Here is a 14,830-nt window from a genome sequence, read left to right on the forward strand (position 1 = left end):
ATCCTTTCCAAATTACACGCCCTCTTCCCCAGCCGCTTCAGCGTTCCGGCTGTTGTGGGGCTGCAGATCCTCTAAAATAGCCCGCAGGTCCTCGGCGCCAATCTGCCCGGGGGCTGAGGCGCTCTGCCCGGCCCCAAAGGTCAGACAGCAGCCGAACACCCCGCCGCAGGCGCGGGTCACCTTGCCCAGCTCCCCCATGGACATGGTGATAACCGGGCCGATTTCCCGGCTGGCCTGCCGGGTGGCGGAAAGCAGTGCCAGCACATCCTCTGGTGTATGGGGCATCACTGCATACTTCGGCAGGTCGGCCCCCAGGGCCTTCATCTTCCTCAACGCGGCGGCGATCTCCTCTGAAGGCGGAGTTTTCGCAAAATCATGCTTGGAAATAACCACCCCGATCCCCTGGCGCTTGGCCAGGGACACCAGCCGGGGGATCCTCTCCTCCCCACAGGCCAGCTCGATATCCACAAGCCCAAACCCGCCCTTCTCAAGCAGGGCGGTGAGCCGCTGTTCATACTCCTCCGGGGAAAGGCGGGCCTGTCCCCCCTCCCCTTGGGTCCGCAGGGTACACAGCAGGGGCCTGCCGCCCAGTTCTCGCACCACCGTAGGAAGGGTGGGGAGGGGGTCCCCAAAGAAGCAGTCCAGCCGCCACTCATAGAGGTCGGCAGGCAGGGCCGAGACAGCCTGCATCTCGCTGAGCAGGGCTGGAACACCTTGGCCGGTCAGCGGCACGCACACCTTGGGAAGGCCCTCTCCAAAACGAAGTCCCTGTATTTCCACATTTTTCCACTGCTCCACTCTTGGGAACCCTCCCTTTTTCACAATATTTTATAGATAATAAAAGTATACCGGCGCAGCAGGCAATTGTCAATTTACGGGATTTTAAAATTTTATTTTGTGCCTCCCGTTGCGAACTGAACACCAGATATTGTATAATAAAATAAGTTCTCTCCCCTTATTTTAGAGGATTCCCCGAACGGTTCAAAAAAAGCCCCCAGGGCTTTAGGAGGAAACAGCATGCTGAAAAGCCAACAGACCCGCAGCGTGGCCCCGGAAATGGACCCGCTGCGCATGGGAATGGGGTGGACTCCAGAAGATTTGGAGCGCCCCCAGGTACTGATTGAGAGCACCTATGGTCAAAGCCATCCCGGCAGCGCCCATCTGTTACAGTTTGCCCAAGAAGCGGCAAAGGCGGCCGACGCGGCAGGGGCGAAATCCGCGCTGTACTTTGCCACGGACATGTGCGACGGCATGAGCCAGGGCCACGACGGCGGCAATTACTCCTTGGTAAGCCGGGACACCATCGCCAACCTGATCGAAATTCACGCAAACGCCACCACCTTTGACGCGGGCGTGTTCATTTCCAGCTGTGACAAATCCGTGCCAGCCCAGCTGATGGCCATTGGGCGGGTAAACATCCCCTCTATCGTGGTCACTGGCGGGGTGATGGAGGCGGGGCCCGACCTATTGACCCTGGAACAGATCGGCAAATACAGCGCCATGTTCCAGCGGGGAGAGATCACAGAGGAACAGTTTACCTTTTACAAACATCACGCCTGCCCTTCCTGCGGGGCCTGCTCCTTTATGGGGACCGCCTCCACCATGCAGATCATGGCGGAGGCCCTGGGGCTGATGCTGCCCGGCAGCGCCCTGATGCCCGCCACCTGTGAAGACCTGGTGGAGGTGGCCCGCAAGGCGGGGGCCCGGGCCGCCCAAATGGCGGTGGAGGGCCTCACCGCCCGGGATATTGTCACGGAGAAGAGCTTTGAAAACGCCGTGATGGTCCATGCGGCCATTTCTGGCTCCACCAACACCTTGCTCCACCTGCCCGCCATTGCCCGGGAGTTTGGCGTGGAGCTGGACGCGGATTCCTTTGACCGGATGCACCGGGGCGCCCACTACCTGCTGGATATCCGCCCGGCCGGGCGCTGGCCCGCGGAATACTTCTATTACGCCGGGGGCGTGCCCCGCATCATGGAGGAGATCAAGTCCATGCTGCACCTGGACGTGATGACCGTCACTGGCAAGACCCTGGGCGAGAACCTGGAGGACTGCAAGAAAAATGGCTTCTACGACCGCTGCGACGCGCTGCTGCAAAAGACCGGCCTGCGGCGCACCGATATCATCCGCACCTTTGAGGAACCCATCGGCACAAACGGCACCATCGCCGTGCTGAAGGGCAACCTGGCCCCCCAGGGCAGCGTGGTCAAGCACAGCGCCGTGCCCAAGGAGATGCACCAAGCCGTTCTGAAGGCCCGTCCCTTTGACTGCGAGGAGGAGGCCATCGACGCCATCCTCCACCACCGCATCCAGCCGGGGGACGCGGTGCTCATCCGGTACGAGGGCCCCAAGGGCAGCGGCATGCCGGAGATGTTCTACACCACAGAGGCCATCTCCTCTGACCCAGAGCTCTCCGCCTCCATCGCCCTCATCACCGACGGGCGCTTCTCCGGGGCAAGCAAGGGACCGGCCATCGGCCATGTGTCTCCCGAGGCCGCGGAGGGCGGGCCCATCGCCCTGGTGGAAGAGGGCGACCTGATCCAGGTGGACATCCCCGGCCGGGTGCTGCGCATCTGCGGGCTGCACGGCCAGGAGGCCACCGAAGAGGAGATCACCGCAGAGCTGGCCCGCCGGAAAGAGCGCTGGCACCCCCGGCCGTCTAAGTACACCACCGGCGCCCTGGGTTTATTCACAAAAAACGCCGCCTCTCCCATGAAGGGCGGCTATATGGATTAACCACTGCAAGAAAGGAAGGAATCTCTATGGAAAACGTGGAACAGGTTTTGCGAAACACCGGTGTCATCCCAGTGATCCAGCTGGAGGATGAAATGAAGGCTGTGCCCCTGGGCCAGGCCTTGCTGGATGGGGGCATCCCTGCGGCGGAGGTCACCTTCCGCACCCCAGCGGCCGCCAAGTCCATCGAGAAGATCGCCGCCGCCCTGCCGGAGATGTTCGTCTGCGCGGGCACCGTGCTCAGTGTGGAACAGGCCAAGCTGGCCGTGGACTGCGGCGCTAAGGCGGTCATCTCCCCCGGCACCAACCGGGAAGTGGTGGAATGGTGCCTGAAGAACCAGGTGCCCGTGTACCCCGGCTGCGCCACCCCCACCGAGGTGGAGGCCGCCCTGGGCCTGGGCCTCACCACGGTGAAGCTCTTCCCCGCGGAAGTGGTGGGGGGCGTGAAGATGCTCAAGGCTCTGTACGGCCCCTACCGGGGTGTGAAGTTCATGCCTACCGGCGGCATCAGCCCCAGCAATGTGAAGGACTACCTCTCCCAGCCCAACGTCATCGCCTGCGGCGGCAGCTGGCTCTGCCCCGCCGGGGACATCAACGAGGGCAGCTGGGCGGCCATCACCCAGCGGGCCAAGGAGTGCATGGCTTTGGTGCAGGAAGTGCGGGCAGGCCAGTGACCAAAAAATACGCGCAAAAAAGGGAGCGGAAACCGCTCCCTTTTTCTATGCTCTCCCTGCTCACAGGACAAACGGGTCCAACGCCTGGACATCCAGGCTGTTCACAAAGTCCAGCGCCTCCTGATAGGAAGCGAAGCCCCCTTGGATGGGCTGGTAACTGTCCGGCGCAAACAGCTGGTCCATGTCTTGCGAGGCCACCTTCCACTGGCCGTCCTCCTGCTTCATTTGGACGGTGTAGGTGCACTGGCTGAACAGCACCTCCACTGTGTAGCGGGGCGCCCCCTCCAGGAGATAGGAATAGATGGTGCTGAGCCAGGTATCCGCCCGGAAACGCACCTGGACCTCTGTGCTGGAGAGGGACTTCCAACCCAGCAGCTTGGGGTTTGTAAAGCCGCGGTCCACGGAAAAGCCCCACTCCAGGGGCGCCTCCAGTCCCTCCTGGCAGTTTTGGGAAAAGCGCTCCTCCAGGCTGCCTGTAAAGTGGGGCTCCAGCTCAGGGGACGCGCTCCGGCGGACCTGCTCCGCCGCGTCCAAGATCTCCTTTGTGGAAAGGGCCTCTTCCCCCTCCAGCGCCTGGGAAAGCTCCTCTGCGGACACCACGCCGGCGCTCTGATAGGCCTCCTCAGCGGCGAGGGCCTGCTCCATCAGCGAGACCCCCTGGGCATAGTGAGAGCCCACTGCCGTGCCGCACACCAGCAGGCAGCACAGGATCACCGGCAGCAGAAAATGCACCTTCTTTTTCACCACAGCCTCCCCCTTTCAAGGAACTGTCAGCCTCTAAGCCCATCATAGCACTTGACATAATTCCTGTCAAGCAAGGCAAGAAAAAGCCCTCCCGAAGTGGGAGGGCTCTCTGTTTTGCTTTTGAGCGGCTTACTCTTCCGGCTTCTCCTCGGCCTCTTCCTCGTCGTCATCGAAGTCGAACTCCAGGGTCTCGCCGCAGCCGGGGCAGACGATGCTGCCCTCTTCCAGCATCTCGTCGTTGAGCTGGATGGTGTCGCCGCAGCTGGGGCAGGTCACTTCGAACTCGGCGTCGTCAAAGTCGTCGCCGTGGTGGTGATGATGACCGCAGCCACAGCCGCACTCATCCTCGTCCTCCAGCTCGTAGTAGTCCTCTTCCAGCTCGCCCAGGTCGTAGTCGATCTCATCCACCTGCTCGGCCAGCTCGTCCAGGCCCTCGTCCAGCTCTTCCACAGACAGGCACAGGTCGTCCAGCAGCTCTACGATGGCGTTGAGGACCTTGGTCTCCTTGGCGCTGGGGTCCAGCTCCAGGCCGTCCATCAGGCCGCGGATATAAGAAGCTCTCTCAGAATTGGTCATGGTCAGTTCCTCCCTTGTTCCGTCTGGGGCAGCGCCCCGCGGTGTATTTGGGCAAATGGGCGCTTAGGCGCGCTCCATGTACTCCCCGGTACGGGTGTCGATGCGGATCATCTCGCCCTCGTTGATGAACAGGGGCACGCGAATCTCCGCGCCGGTCTCCAGGGTAGCGGGCTTCAGGGTGTTGGTGGCGGTGTCGCCGCGGACGCCGGGCTCGGTCTTGGTGACCTCCAGCTCCACAAAGTTGGGGGGCTCCACGCCGAAGACGTTGTCCTTGTAGGAGAGCACCTTGCAGTCCATGTTCTCCTTGACGAACTTGAAGTTGTCAGAGAGGACGCTCTTGTTGATCGGGATCTGCTCGTAGGTCTCGTTGTCCATGAAATAGTACAGGTCGCCGTCGCTGTACAGGTACTGCATGTCCTTGCGCTCGATGTAAGCGGTGGGGTACTTGTCGTTGGGGTTAAAAGTCTTTTCTGTCACAGCGCCGGTGATCACGTTGCGGATCTTGGTGCGCACAAAGGCAGCGCCCTTACCGGGCTTGACGTGCTGGAACTCGATGATGGAATAGACGCCGCCGTCCATCTCAAAGGTCACGCCGTTTCTGAAATCGCCTGCGGTTACCATATTTTAACAACCTCCAATGTATTTCTCTTTCTATTGTACCGTATTTACAGCGGGATTGCAAGCCGTTTCCCGCCCTTTGCCGCAAAAAGCCTTACAGGCAGATGAGCTCCTTGGGAGACTTGGTCAGGCTGCGGCAGCCATCCTCTGTGATGAGGAGCATATCCTCGATGCGCACGCCGTATTTGGCCGGGATATAGATGCCGGGCTCATCGGTAACCACCATTCCAGGCGCGCACACCGTCTGATCCCCGCGGCCGAACCGGGGCCACTCGTGGATTTCAAAGCCCACCCCATGGCCCAAGCCGTGGCCGAAGGTGCCGGGGTAGTCCTTCTCGATGATATCCCGGGCAATCTTGTCCACATCACAGCAGACCATGCCGGGCTTCACCCCGTCGATGACTGCCAGGTGGGCCTTCAGCACCGTGTCGTACACGGCCTTCTGCTCCTGGCTGACCTGGCCCAAGGCCACCGTGCGGGTCATGTCAGAGTGATAGCCGTCCAACAGGGCACCGGTATCCATGGTGATGAAGTCGCCCTTCTGCACGGTGTTGTCAGAGGGGACCGCGTGGCACTGAGAACCGTTCTTGCCCGCGGCCACAATCAGGTCGAAGGCCACGTTTTCCGCGCCCTGCTTGCGCATGAAGAACTCAATCTCCAAAGCCAGGTCCCGCTCGGTGACGCCCTCTTTGATATAGGGCAGGATGTGCTGGAAGGCCGCGTCGGTGATCTCCTGAGAGGCCTCGATCTTCTTGACCTCTTCGGGGGATTTAATCATCCGCTGCTCCCGAATGGCGCTGTCCAGCGTTTCATCCAGAACAGCCTGGGCGCCAAACCGCTGGAAGGCGGCCTCAAAGCGGCGGGCCTGAGCCACAGAGAGCTGCTCGCACTCCATGTAAATCTCCTTGATGCCGTGCTTCTGGATCAGTTCCCCCAGCTTTTCCATCAGGGAATCAAAACCCAGCACCGTGCAGTACTTGGCCTGGTAATGGGCGGCCTCTTCATAGCGGAAGTCCATCAGCAGGTAGGCTTCCTCCGCTGTGACAAGCAGGGCCCCGTCTGTGGCGGGGAACTGGGTGAAATACCGGCGGTTCTTTTCAGAAAACACCAGGGCGGCTTTCTGGCTGTCGCCGTGGATGAGCCGCTCAGTCAGACGTTCCACAGGGTTTTTCATCGCAAAACATCCTTTCTTCTCTGGAATTTTTCCCGCAGGCCCCGTTCAAAATACCTGCGTACTCTAAAGGTGAAGCCTTCCTCCGGCTCGATGGGCGCCAGCAGCACAGATTTCATGCCGCACAGATTGGCCCCCACGATGTCCGTAAAGATCTGGTCCCCTACGATGACGCACTCACGGCACCTCACCCCCAGGCGCCGGGCCGCCCGAAGGTAACCCACCGGCAGGGGCTTGATGGCGAAGCTCAAGGTATCCAGGCCAAACATGGCGCCAAAGCGCTTCACTCGTTTTTTATAATTATTGGAAATAATGATCATCTGGAAACCGGCCGCCTCCATGGCCCGCACCCACTCCACCGCGCCCGGCATAGGAGTATGGGAGGTGTAGGTTGCCAGGGTGTTGTCCACATCCAGCAGCAGGGCCCGCACCCCCAGGCCCTTCAAAAATTCCGGGGTGATTTCTGTAACCCGATTTTTCAGGGCGGTTGGCCGAAAGATGCCCATTTCTTTCCTCCTTGCGGCTTGCTTTTCTCAAACAAAAAAGCGGGCGAACCGCCCGCTTTCAAGGTACCTCTGAGCAGCCTTATTTGTACTTGCGCTTGCGAGCTGCTTCTGACTTTTTCTTACGCTTGACAGAGGGCTTTTCATAAGCCTCTCTCTTCCGGACCTCCTGGATGACGCCTGCTCTGGCGCACTGCTTTTTAAAGCGGCGGAGCGCGCTATCCAAAGATTCGTTTTCCTTAAGCCGGATCTCAGCCATTTGTATATCCCTCCCATCCGCCACAAGGCAGGGGTTGTTTCGTCGTAGGCATTACCAGTACAACAGAAATAATTATACTTTCCTAAGGCTGGATTGTCAAGCCCTGTTTCTCTCATTTTTCCAAAGGCCCCTTCCCGCCCTAGACCAGGCGGGTGTAAAGGCCCTCCTCCCGGCGGAGGATACCCTCGCTAATCATGTCCCGGCGCAGGGTACAGTAGTCCTGGTGGAAGCGCAGCAGCACCTGGTTGAGCTCCCGCTCGGGATAGGGGCGGCCCAGCTCCAGCTCCTTGGCGATTTCCTCCAGGCAGATGCGCTCCTTCTTCCGCTGGGCGGGGATGGCCTTAAGGCGGCCGTACTCAAAAAAGCTGTCCAGCACCCGCTGGCGGTAGCGGGCCTCCCGCTCCTGCTGGCGCTGGGCGTCGGAGGACTTCTCCCCCAGGATGTCCAAAATGCGGCACTGGAACACCTCTTTATTGATAGAGTACATGGTGTAGTACTGCTCCCGGCGGGAGGAGACCGCCCCGGCGTCCATCAGCTTCTTTAAATGGAAAGACACCGTGGCCGGGGTGAGCTCCAGCCGCTGGGCCAGGCGCTCCACGTACATATCCTCCTCCAGCAGGGATTTGAGGATTTGCAGCCGGGAGCGGTCCGCCAAGCCTTTGAATAGTTTTAACGCCTGTTCCTCTGTCATAGGTTACGCCTCCTTTCCCAGTTGGTCCCAGGCCTGCTGCCAGGCCTCCAGCTTCCACTCCTCCACGGCGGCCCGGGCCATATCCCCGTGGGCTTGGGCCAAATCCCGGGCGGCCCGCCAATTCTCCGGCAAAGCTTCCAGCTTCCGGCGGTAGGCGGCCTCCAGCTCCTGAGGCGGCAGGTGGGCTTCCAAGGCCTGGTACACCGTGGCGCAAATCTGGAAGATATTCCCCTGGATTTTCGCCCGGCGGGCCTCATCCTCCCGGCAGTCCTGGGAGAGGGCCTCCCCCTCCTGGCGGCAGCGCTCCACCTGGCTTTCTAAATAGTTGAGCCAAATCTCCTTTTTCAACGTGTTCGCCTTCCTTCGCAAGATTTATTTTTGCATGTATCGAACTGGATCAAGCATACCAGCTCGGCAGGGGTTTGTCAAGATTTAATTTGATATTTATCAAAGTATTTTTCTTCCCCGCCGGATTGCTTTCCAGGCGTTGGCCTGGTCTGTTTGGCGCTGGGTACGGGAGGCCCGTTCCTCCCGGCAGTCCCAGGCGGGCGCCCGGGCGACAGCGCGGCCATGCCGCCAACGCTTCCATTTCTTTTTCAGAATCTCCCATTTCACGGTTGCACCTCCTTTCTGTAATTTTAATTCGATATTTATCGAAGCAATTTTAGCATAACAGAAAGGTGCGGCGGTGTCAAGATTTAATTTGATATTCATCGAAGCATTTGAAGGCAAGCATAAAAAAGAGCCGCCGCAACATGGGGCAGCCCGTTGGCTGATACGGGACGCGCGGCTTTTGGGGCGGCGCGTCCTTTTTGTTTCCGGCGGGGTTAAGCTTGCAGGCCTCGCAAAAACGCCGGCACTTGGGAGAGGCTCTCCAGCACGGGGACGCCGGCGGTTTCCAGGCGGGCGCGGCTTTGGTGACCCTGAGCCAGCAGCACGCAGGGGCAGCCGGCCTCTTGTGCCACCTCCCAGTCATGGAGGGTATCCCCTATAAAGAGGACCCGGCGGGCGTCCACAGCATGAGCGCTAAAGTATTGCAGCGCCAAGCCGGACTTGCTGCGGGCAAAGCTGTCCTCCAATCCCAGAAGGGCTTCAAAAAAGCCCCGCACGCCCGCATGGCCCACCTGCTCTTCCAGGGCCTTCTGCTTGGAGGCAGAGACGATGAGCTGCCGCAGCCCCTGCGCTTCCAACGCTTCCAGCACCTCTGCCGCACCGGCATGCAGCGGGCAGTCCAAAGCTCTCCGGTCATATTCCTCAATGTATTCCAGGGCCAGCTTCTCAAAGGGCTCTCGGCCAAAGTCGAAGCCTGCCGCCCGATAGTATTCCTGCACAGGAAAGGTGAATATCTCCCGGTAGCGCGCCTCCCCTCCCAAAGAGGGCAGCCCCCGCCGTTGGAGCATCCCGTCCATCACCGCCACGCACAGGGATACATCATCCAGCAGGGTGCCGTTCCAATCCCAACAAATATAGTCCAGCATGGCGCCCACCCCTTCCTGATTTATTCCCATCATAACACAGGGCTCCCGCCGCCGCAACCCCGCCTTCTCTCCAGAGCGCAGCAAAAAAAGGGGCAGATTCCTCTGCCCCTTCTCTGTTACTCTGCTATGAACTTCACGGGAATTACTCGCCGAAGTAGCGCTTCAGCAGGCCAGCGAAAGCCTTGCCATGGCGGGCCTCGTCGCGGGCCATCTCGTGAACGGTGTCGTGGATGGCATCCAGGTTCAGCTCCTTGGCCTTCTTGGCCAGGTCGGTCTTGCCCTGGGTAGCGCCGTTCTCAGCCTCTACACGCATCTGCAGGTTCTTCTTGGTGGAGTCGGTGACCACCTCGCCCAGCAGCTCGGCGAACTTGGCGGCGTGCTCGGCCTCTTCGTAAGCAGCCTTCTCCCAGTACAGGCCGATCTCGGGATAGCCCTCGCGATGGGCCACGCGGGCCATGGCCAGGTACATGCCCACCTCGGTGCACTCGCCCTGGAAGTTCTCCCGCAGGCCCTGCAGGATCTCTTCGGGAGCGCCCTTGGCAACGCCCACCACATGCTCGGAAGCCCAGGTCATATCACCGGCCTGCTCCACAAACTTCTCAGCGGGGGCACCGCAGACAGGGCACTTCTCAGGGGCAGCCTCGCCCTCGTACACATAGCCGCAAACAGTACATACGAACTTTTTCATGAGTAAATTCCTCCATTTTAATAAATTTTTCTACAGAGATCTATCCAATAGAACATTTCTTGTGGAACTGCTTGATTTACTTTGCGCCCCTGTACCCACGCCGGGCGCAAAACAAGGAATATAACTTTACACCCTTGCTTTTTTCGGGAAAAACCCGGATCCACAGGACGCAAATTTGCAAAGCTCGCGCCCTTTACATCACTGTTCTTTCCTTTCACACTGGGGGCACACTCCCTCGAACACCACCCTGGCGCTTTCCAGCCGGATGTGAAACCGGGCCGAGAGCTTTTCCAGCTCATCCCGGCGGAAAAACTCCTCGGGGATATCCAGTACAGCGCCGCAGCGCTTGCAGACCAGATGGGCATGGGGTTCTACGCGGGCATCGAAATGCTCCTGTCCATTGATAACCCCCACGCTGACCGCCTTTCCTGTTTCACAGAACTTTTTCAAATTCCGGTACACAGTGCCCAAGCTCAAATCGGGATAACGTGGCTTCAGCCTGGCATAAACCCAATCAGCGGTGGGATGTACGGTGGTTTCCTGCAGTGTATTCAGAATCGCCATCCGCTTTCTGCTGAAATTCTCACGTTTTTCCAAAATTCCGCTCTTCCCTTTCTATACGGTCTTCCAGGCTTCCTTACTGCCTGTGAACACAGTATAGCACAGGTTCCGCAATTTGTAAAGTAGGAATTGTTATTATTTTTGAATTTTTTCTTTTCGCCCGCAATCCTTAGGGCAGCGTAGCGGAAAGCGCCCGCATCAGCGCCTTCTGGCTCCGGTCCTCACTGACCGCCACCAGCTCATCCCCTGCCTGCAGAATTGTAGAGCCGTTGGGGATGGTGAGCACTCCCCGGCGGATCAGAGAGATGACCAGTGTGCCCCCTGGAAGGTCAATATCTTTTAAAGCCACTCCATCCAAAGCCGTATCCGTGGGCAAGGTCATGGAGCAGATCCCCGCCTTGCCCTGGTTCAGGGTGGCAATCAAATGCATATGGGCCAAATCGGCCTCCTGCTCAATCATCTTAGTGAGGATCTCCGTGCTGCAGGCGGTGTTCCGAATGCCCAGCACCCGGAATGTCTCAATATTCCGCGGGTCATTCACACGGGAGATCACCTTTTTGGCATGGAAGTGGTCCCGAGCTACTTGGCAGGCCACCAGGTTGTCCTGGTCGCTGCCTGTGACGGTCATAAACACATCCGCGTCCTGGGTGCCGGCGGCTTCCAGCACAGTCACATTGGTCCCGTCCCCCCGGTAAATCGCCGCGTCCAAATCGTCCGCCAGCCTCTCACACCGCTGGCGGTCCCGTTCTACAAGGCTGACTGTGTGCCGGCGCTCCAGCATGATACGGGCCAGATTATAGCCCACCTTGCCGCCGCCGATAATCACCATTTTCATTGCTCGCACTCCCCTTTCAATCAATCTTGCAGCTGACAACCAGGGAGTCCCCTGCCTCCAGCGGGATCTCTTCCCGCTGGCTCTTCAGCAGGAACGCGCCGTCATCCTTGATGACACCGAACAGGCCGTCTCCTGGCCGCAGCTCCACGCTGGCCGTGGTGTGGCCAAAATAGCGCCGTTCCACTGGAACCACTTCCAGCGAGACCGTTGTGCTGCCAAACGAGACCTGCCGGCTCTGCCACGGGCTGGTAAGGGCTGTGACCAGCTTGTCCCCCGCCATATTGGTGGGGCACACGGTCTGCAGGCCAAAGCGCTCGAAAATATTCTCCCGGTAAGGGTCGGAAATCCGCGCGATCACCTTGGGAATGCCAAAAAAGTTCTTGGCAATCTGCCCCACCGTAATATTTAAGTTGTCGTCCGGAGTAGCCACAGCCACCGCATCACAGCCTTCAATCCCCGCGGCCCGCAGGCTCTTGATATCCATGGGGAAGCCCACCGCAGTGACACCGCTGAAATCCGGGCTCAGCTGGGCGATGTTTTCCGCGCTGGCGTCAATCAGCACCACGTCATGCCCAAGCTCATCCAAGGATTCCGCGGTCTTGCGGCCCAGAAGCCCACCGCCTACGATCATAATGTTCATAGCTCTGCATTGTCCTTTCTTTACCTGTAAAGCCGGACTTTCCCGGCGAAAATATTTCCCGGAAACCTCCGGGCAGGAAAAGAGAACGGCGTTATTCGCCGTCCTCTGCATCCACTGAATTGGAAGACGTGGAAGACTCACTCTGGGAGGAGCTTTCTGATTGTGAGGAACTCTCTGACGATGCGGAGGAGGGCGCCGGCGTAGAGGTGGCGTCCCCTGCTGTTTCCCCGCTGCGAAGCCGGTTGTACTCCTCCACGGTGACCTCAATGACCTCGGCGTAATCGGAAGAGACATAAGCGGTCTCCCCTTCATACTGGATCTGATACCAGCCATTTTGAGGGTCCTCCACCAGCAAGGCCAAGCGCTCCCCATTCTCTGCCAGGCCCAGAATCTCACTGTCCGTTGAAGCCTCCGCACGGATATTCAAACCGGAATCCGCCGTGACCCGCAGGGCTTTGGCCGTCTCTGCCACCTCTGGCACAGAGACTGCCGAGGAGACCTGTGGGGAAGGGGCGGGCGCACTGGATGTCTCATCATCCTTTTTTCCGCCACAGCCGGCCAACGCCGCCGTCATCAGGCAGGCCGCCAACAGGATGCAAACCAACTTTTTCATACAAAATCCACTCCTTTTCCCAATAGATTTCTTGTAATCCTATTGTAGCATAATCCCGGGAAAAGTCCACTGGTTTTTTCTCTATTTTTCAAGATGCCCGCCCCCCGCCGCAGTCCCCCTTTTTTCCCCAAGCGCCCCCTTCTCTGGGGCGGATATAAAAAAATAAAAATGTTCGTAAATTCCCCCTTGACTTTTACGGACATCCAGGATATAATAATCAAGCGCTAAAAAATCCGCTGGTGTAGCTCAGTTGGTAGAGCAGCTGATTTGTAATCAGCAGGTCAGGGGTTCGAGTCCGTTCACCAGCTCCACTGGCAGACAAGCTAGCGCATCACATACCCGGCCGTTTGGTCTGGGGCTTATATGGGAGAGTTCCCGAGTGGCCAAAGGGGGCAGACTGTAAATCTGTTGTCGTCGACTTCAGTGGTTCGAATCCACTCTCTCCCACCACACCTGCGGTGAGCAATTCGCGCTCCGCAGGTTTTTTCTGTTTTGTAACACTGTGCCCGCATTTTGGGGCATCTAAAGTGTCCATTCCACCCAGAGTAGAAAGAAGTCGATTATTGAAAAATAATTGACTTCTTTCTCATTTTATTGTAAAATTTGTAAAATTTCAAATAATTAAGGAGGTTAATAGAATGGAACAGCTCATAGAAAAAGTAGTTATTGAAGGCGTCGAATTTCAAATTATCCAAAAGCCCACGACTTTGTATGCAGGTTATAAGGCAGAGGCCGATAATGAGGATGAAGAATCAAGCGTGGATACCTATCAACTTTTCCAGGCTGGTCATAAAAATATAAAAAATAGTTTGATACCAGATTCTATGCTTTGCCTTAGTATCAATTACAAGGAATGCAGGCACGGACAGAATGCGCGCCGCTCCCTTATGCATTGTCAGGAAACATCGGAAAGAAATCAACCCGAAGGGATTACGGTTCTTGAATCTCCCGCATGTTATATGATAAAAGTGAAATCAACAGAAGCGACATGGGAGCTGGTAAAGAAAATCACCGGGGAAGATAACCCTCAATGGCACATGGCCCCGCTTTTCGGTTTGTGTGAAAAACTGTTTTGCAATGAGGAAAGAGGATTCGCCTTGACGCCTGATTTCAGCGACACATATGAAATCGAATATTATAATGCGGATGGTAACAATTACGCTGGTATAAGCGTGGTTAAACTGTAATCCCAACGTATTCAGACGGCTGGAAAAACGGCAGGCGGTCTTCTTTTCTCACCCTCACAAAAATGCCGATCGCAATGCAGTCGGCATTTTTATTTATATTCCATAAAGGAAGGAGGAAGCGCGTATATGCTTGAGATCCATTCAGGAAATCAGGAGTCCTGTATGAACGCTGCCCCTGTTTTGTTTTATACATAGGCGGAGCGGCGTCTAAAGTGTCCACCTTTGCCACACCTGCGGTGAGCAATTCGCGCTCCGCAGGTTTTCTTTTTTTGTAACACTGTGCCCGCGTTTGGGGCGGCATCGAAAGTGTCCACCCCACCCAGAATGAGTCTGGACGCAATTCGCGTTCAGACTCTTTCTTTGTTTATCCGGCATGGCCCCCGCGCAGGGGGCGGCACCTAAAGGTATCCATCCTTTCCAGGATAGGGCAGGCATTTTTTGGATTTCATCAAACGCAACGCATTTCTAGGGGGAGAAGAACCCGTCCCCCCTATTCTATTTTCCGCAGGGAGCGAAACCAGCGCTGTCCTCCGGCAAAAAAACGCGCATACCCAAATTTTCACAGGCAGCCCGCTGCCGCCTTGACTTTCCCGGCCAACTATGATAGGATTTCTTATGTACACTGGTTTACGCCCTGCGGCATGGGCCAGAAGAACTTATGAAGGAGCTATGTGTCATGGAACGAATCAAGACTCTGGAAACCCGGGATATGTGCGAGAGCGCCAAGAACGGCGGCTGCGGCGAGTGCCAGACTTCCTGCCAGTCCGCTTGCAAGACAAGCTGCGGCGTGGCCAACCAGAAATGCGAGAACGCAGAGAAATAAAAAAAGGCGCCGCCTTCGGGCGGCCTTTTTTGTGTC

General features: G+C 57.7%; 20 protein-coding genes and 2 tRNA genes. 6 read left to right on the forward strand and 16 right to left on the reverse strand.

All coding sequences use genetic code 11. The features are described 5' to 3' along the window. Positions 1–12 precede the first annotated feature (12 nt). Positions 13–798: a type I 3-dehydroquinate dehydratase gene (aroD, locus tag ODJ80_RS08520; RefSeq protein WP_263041756.1), complete on the reverse strand. Its 786-nt coding sequence runs from the start codon at positions 796–798 to the stop codon at positions 13–15. A 222-nt stretch (positions 799–1,020) separates the two neighbouring features. On the opposite strand from aroD, the gene ilvD reads away from it, so the two are divergent. Both ilvD and ODJ80_RS08530 read left to right on the forward strand, forming a co-directional pair. Then, entirely contained in the window at positions 1,021–2,736 is a 1,716-nt protein-coding gene (gene ilvD, locus ODJ80_RS08525) for a dihydroxy-acid dehydratase (RefSeq protein WP_442863908.1), read from the forward strand. Between the two features lie 26 nt (positions 2,737–2,762). Beyond that, positions 2,763–3,407, forward strand: coding sequence for a bifunctional 4-hydroxy-2-oxoglutarate aldolase/2-dehydro-3-deoxy-phosphogluconate aldolase (locus tag ODJ80_RS08530; protein WP_178864630.1), 645 nt, complete (start codon positions 2,763–2,765; stop codon positions 3,405–3,407). A gap of 60 nt (positions 3,408–3,467) precedes the next feature. On the opposite strand, the gene ODJ80_RS08535 is transcribed toward ODJ80_RS08530, so the two are convergent. The 15 genes from ODJ80_RS08535 to ODJ80_RS08605 all read right to left on the reverse strand — a co-directional run bounded on the left by ODJ80_RS08535 (position 3,468) and on the right by ODJ80_RS08605 (position 12,784). Continuing rightward, positions 3,468–4,154 (reverse strand): hypothetical protein, encoded by a 687-nt coding sequence (locus ODJ80_RS08535; protein WP_263041758.1) that lies wholly within the window; start codon positions 4,152–4,154, stop codon positions 3,468–3,470. A gap of 126 nt (positions 4,155–4,280) precedes the next feature. After that, on the reverse strand, positions 4,281–4,727 hold the full coding sequence (locus ODJ80_RS08540; protein WP_263041759.1) for a CD1247 N-terminal domain-containing protein: 447 nt from the start codon (positions 4,725–4,727) through the stop codon (positions 4,281–4,283). 63 nt (positions 4,728–4,790) lie between these two features. Further along, positions 4,791–5,348, reverse strand: a complete 558-nt coding sequence (gene efp / locus ODJ80_RS08545) for an elongation factor P (RefSeq protein WP_178864627.1) — start codon at positions 5,346–5,348, stop codon at positions 4,791–4,793. 91 nt (positions 5,349–5,439) lie between these two features. Next, on the reverse strand, positions 5,440–6,519 hold the full coding sequence (locus tag ODJ80_RS08550) for a M24 family metallopeptidase (protein WP_178864626.1): 1,080 nt from the start codon (positions 6,517–6,519) through the stop codon (positions 5,440–5,442). Continuing rightward, positions 6,516–7,022: a YqeG family HAD IIIA-type phosphatase gene (locus tag ODJ80_RS08555; RefSeq protein WP_263041760.1), complete on the reverse strand. Its 507-nt coding sequence runs from the start codon at positions 7,020–7,022 to the stop codon at positions 6,516–6,518. Before ODJ80_RS08555 ends, ODJ80_RS08550 begins: the two co-directional genes overlap by 4 nt. Positions 7,023–7,101: 79 nt before the next feature. Then, positions 7,102–7,278 carry a 30S ribosomal protein S21 gene (gene rpsU / locus ODJ80_RS08560; RefSeq protein WP_016404966.1) on the reverse strand — a complete coding sequence of 59 codons (177 nt, stop codon included), beginning with the start codon at positions 7,276–7,278 and terminating at the stop codon, positions 7,102–7,104. A gap of 139 nt (positions 7,279–7,417) precedes the next feature. Next, entirely contained in the window at positions 7,418–7,969 is a 552-nt protein-coding gene (locus ODJ80_RS08565) for a DUF2087 domain-containing protein (protein ID WP_022335932.1), read from the reverse strand. A gap of 3 nt (positions 7,970–7,972) precedes the next feature. Beyond that, entirely contained in the window at positions 7,973–8,317 is a 345-nt protein-coding gene (locus ODJ80_RS08570; protein WP_016405338.1) for a hypothetical protein, read from the reverse strand. 99 nt (positions 8,318–8,416) lie between these two features. Then, a complete protein-coding gene (locus ODJ80_RS08575; protein WP_263041761.1) occupies positions 8,417–8,584 on the reverse strand; it encodes a hypothetical protein in 168 nt (55 codons plus the stop codon). A 212-nt stretch (positions 8,585–8,796) separates the two neighbouring features. Further along, positions 8,797–9,480, reverse strand: a complete 684-nt coding sequence (locus ODJ80_RS08580; RefSeq protein ID WP_263041762.1) for an HAD family hydrolase — start codon at positions 9,478–9,480, stop codon at positions 8,797–8,799. Between the two features lie 109 nt (positions 9,481–9,589). Then, on the reverse strand, positions 9,590–10,135 hold the full coding sequence (locus ODJ80_RS08585; RefSeq protein ID WP_178864623.1) for an NADH peroxidase: 546 nt from the start codon (positions 10,133–10,135) through the stop codon (positions 9,590–9,592). A 198-nt stretch (positions 10,136–10,333) separates the two neighbouring features. Beyond that, complete coding sequence (locus ODJ80_RS08590; protein WP_016405330.1) at positions 10,334–10,732, reverse strand: Fur family transcriptional regulator; 399 nt, start codon at positions 10,730–10,732, stop codon at positions 10,334–10,336. 133 nt (positions 10,733–10,865) lie between these two features. After that, on the reverse strand, positions 10,866–11,531 hold the full coding sequence (locus ODJ80_RS08595; protein ID WP_178864622.1) for a potassium channel family protein: 666 nt from the start codon (positions 11,529–11,531) through the stop codon (positions 10,866–10,868). 16 nt (positions 11,532–11,547) lie between these two features. After that, positions 11,548–12,171 carry a potassium channel family protein gene (locus ODJ80_RS08600; protein ID WP_178864621.1) on the reverse strand — a complete coding sequence of 208 codons (624 nt, stop codon included), beginning with the start codon at positions 12,169–12,171 and terminating at the stop codon, positions 11,548–11,550. A gap of 91 nt (positions 12,172–12,262) precedes the next feature. Beyond that, on the reverse strand, positions 12,263–12,784 hold the full coding sequence (locus ODJ80_RS08605; protein WP_263041763.1) for an SH3 domain-containing protein: 522 nt from the start codon (positions 12,782–12,784) through the stop codon (positions 12,263–12,265). 235 nt (positions 12,785–13,019) lie between these two features. On the opposite strand from ODJ80_RS08605, the gene ODJ80_RS08610 reads away from it, so the two are divergent. The 4 genes from ODJ80_RS08610 to scfA all read left to right on the forward strand — a co-directional run bounded on the left by ODJ80_RS08610 (position 13,020) and on the right by scfA (position 14,794). Beyond that, positions 13,020–13,095: transfer RNA gene (locus ODJ80_RS08610), tRNA-Thr, on the forward strand. 54 nt (positions 13,096–13,149) lie between these two features. After that, positions 13,150–13,234: transfer RNA gene (locus ODJ80_RS08615), tRNA-Tyr, on the forward strand. Positions 13,235–13,422: 188 nt separating this feature from the next. Then, complete coding sequence (locus ODJ80_RS08620) at positions 13,423–13,971, forward strand: hypothetical protein (protein ID WP_263041764.1); 549 nt, start codon at positions 13,423–13,425, stop codon at positions 13,969–13,971. Between the two features lie 676 nt (positions 13,972–14,647). Further along, entirely contained in the window at positions 14,648–14,794 is a 147-nt protein-coding gene (scfA, locus tag ODJ80_RS08625; RefSeq protein ID WP_178864613.1) for a six-cysteine ranthipeptide SCIFF, read from the forward strand. The last annotated feature ends 36 nt before the right edge of the window (positions 14,795–14,830 follow it).

Origin of the sequence: Acutalibacter sp. LFL-21 (assembly GCF_025630755.1) — a bacterium.
Classification (GTDB): Bacteria; Bacillota; Clostridia; order Oscillospirales; family Acutalibacteraceae; genus Acutalibacter; species Acutalibacter stercoravium.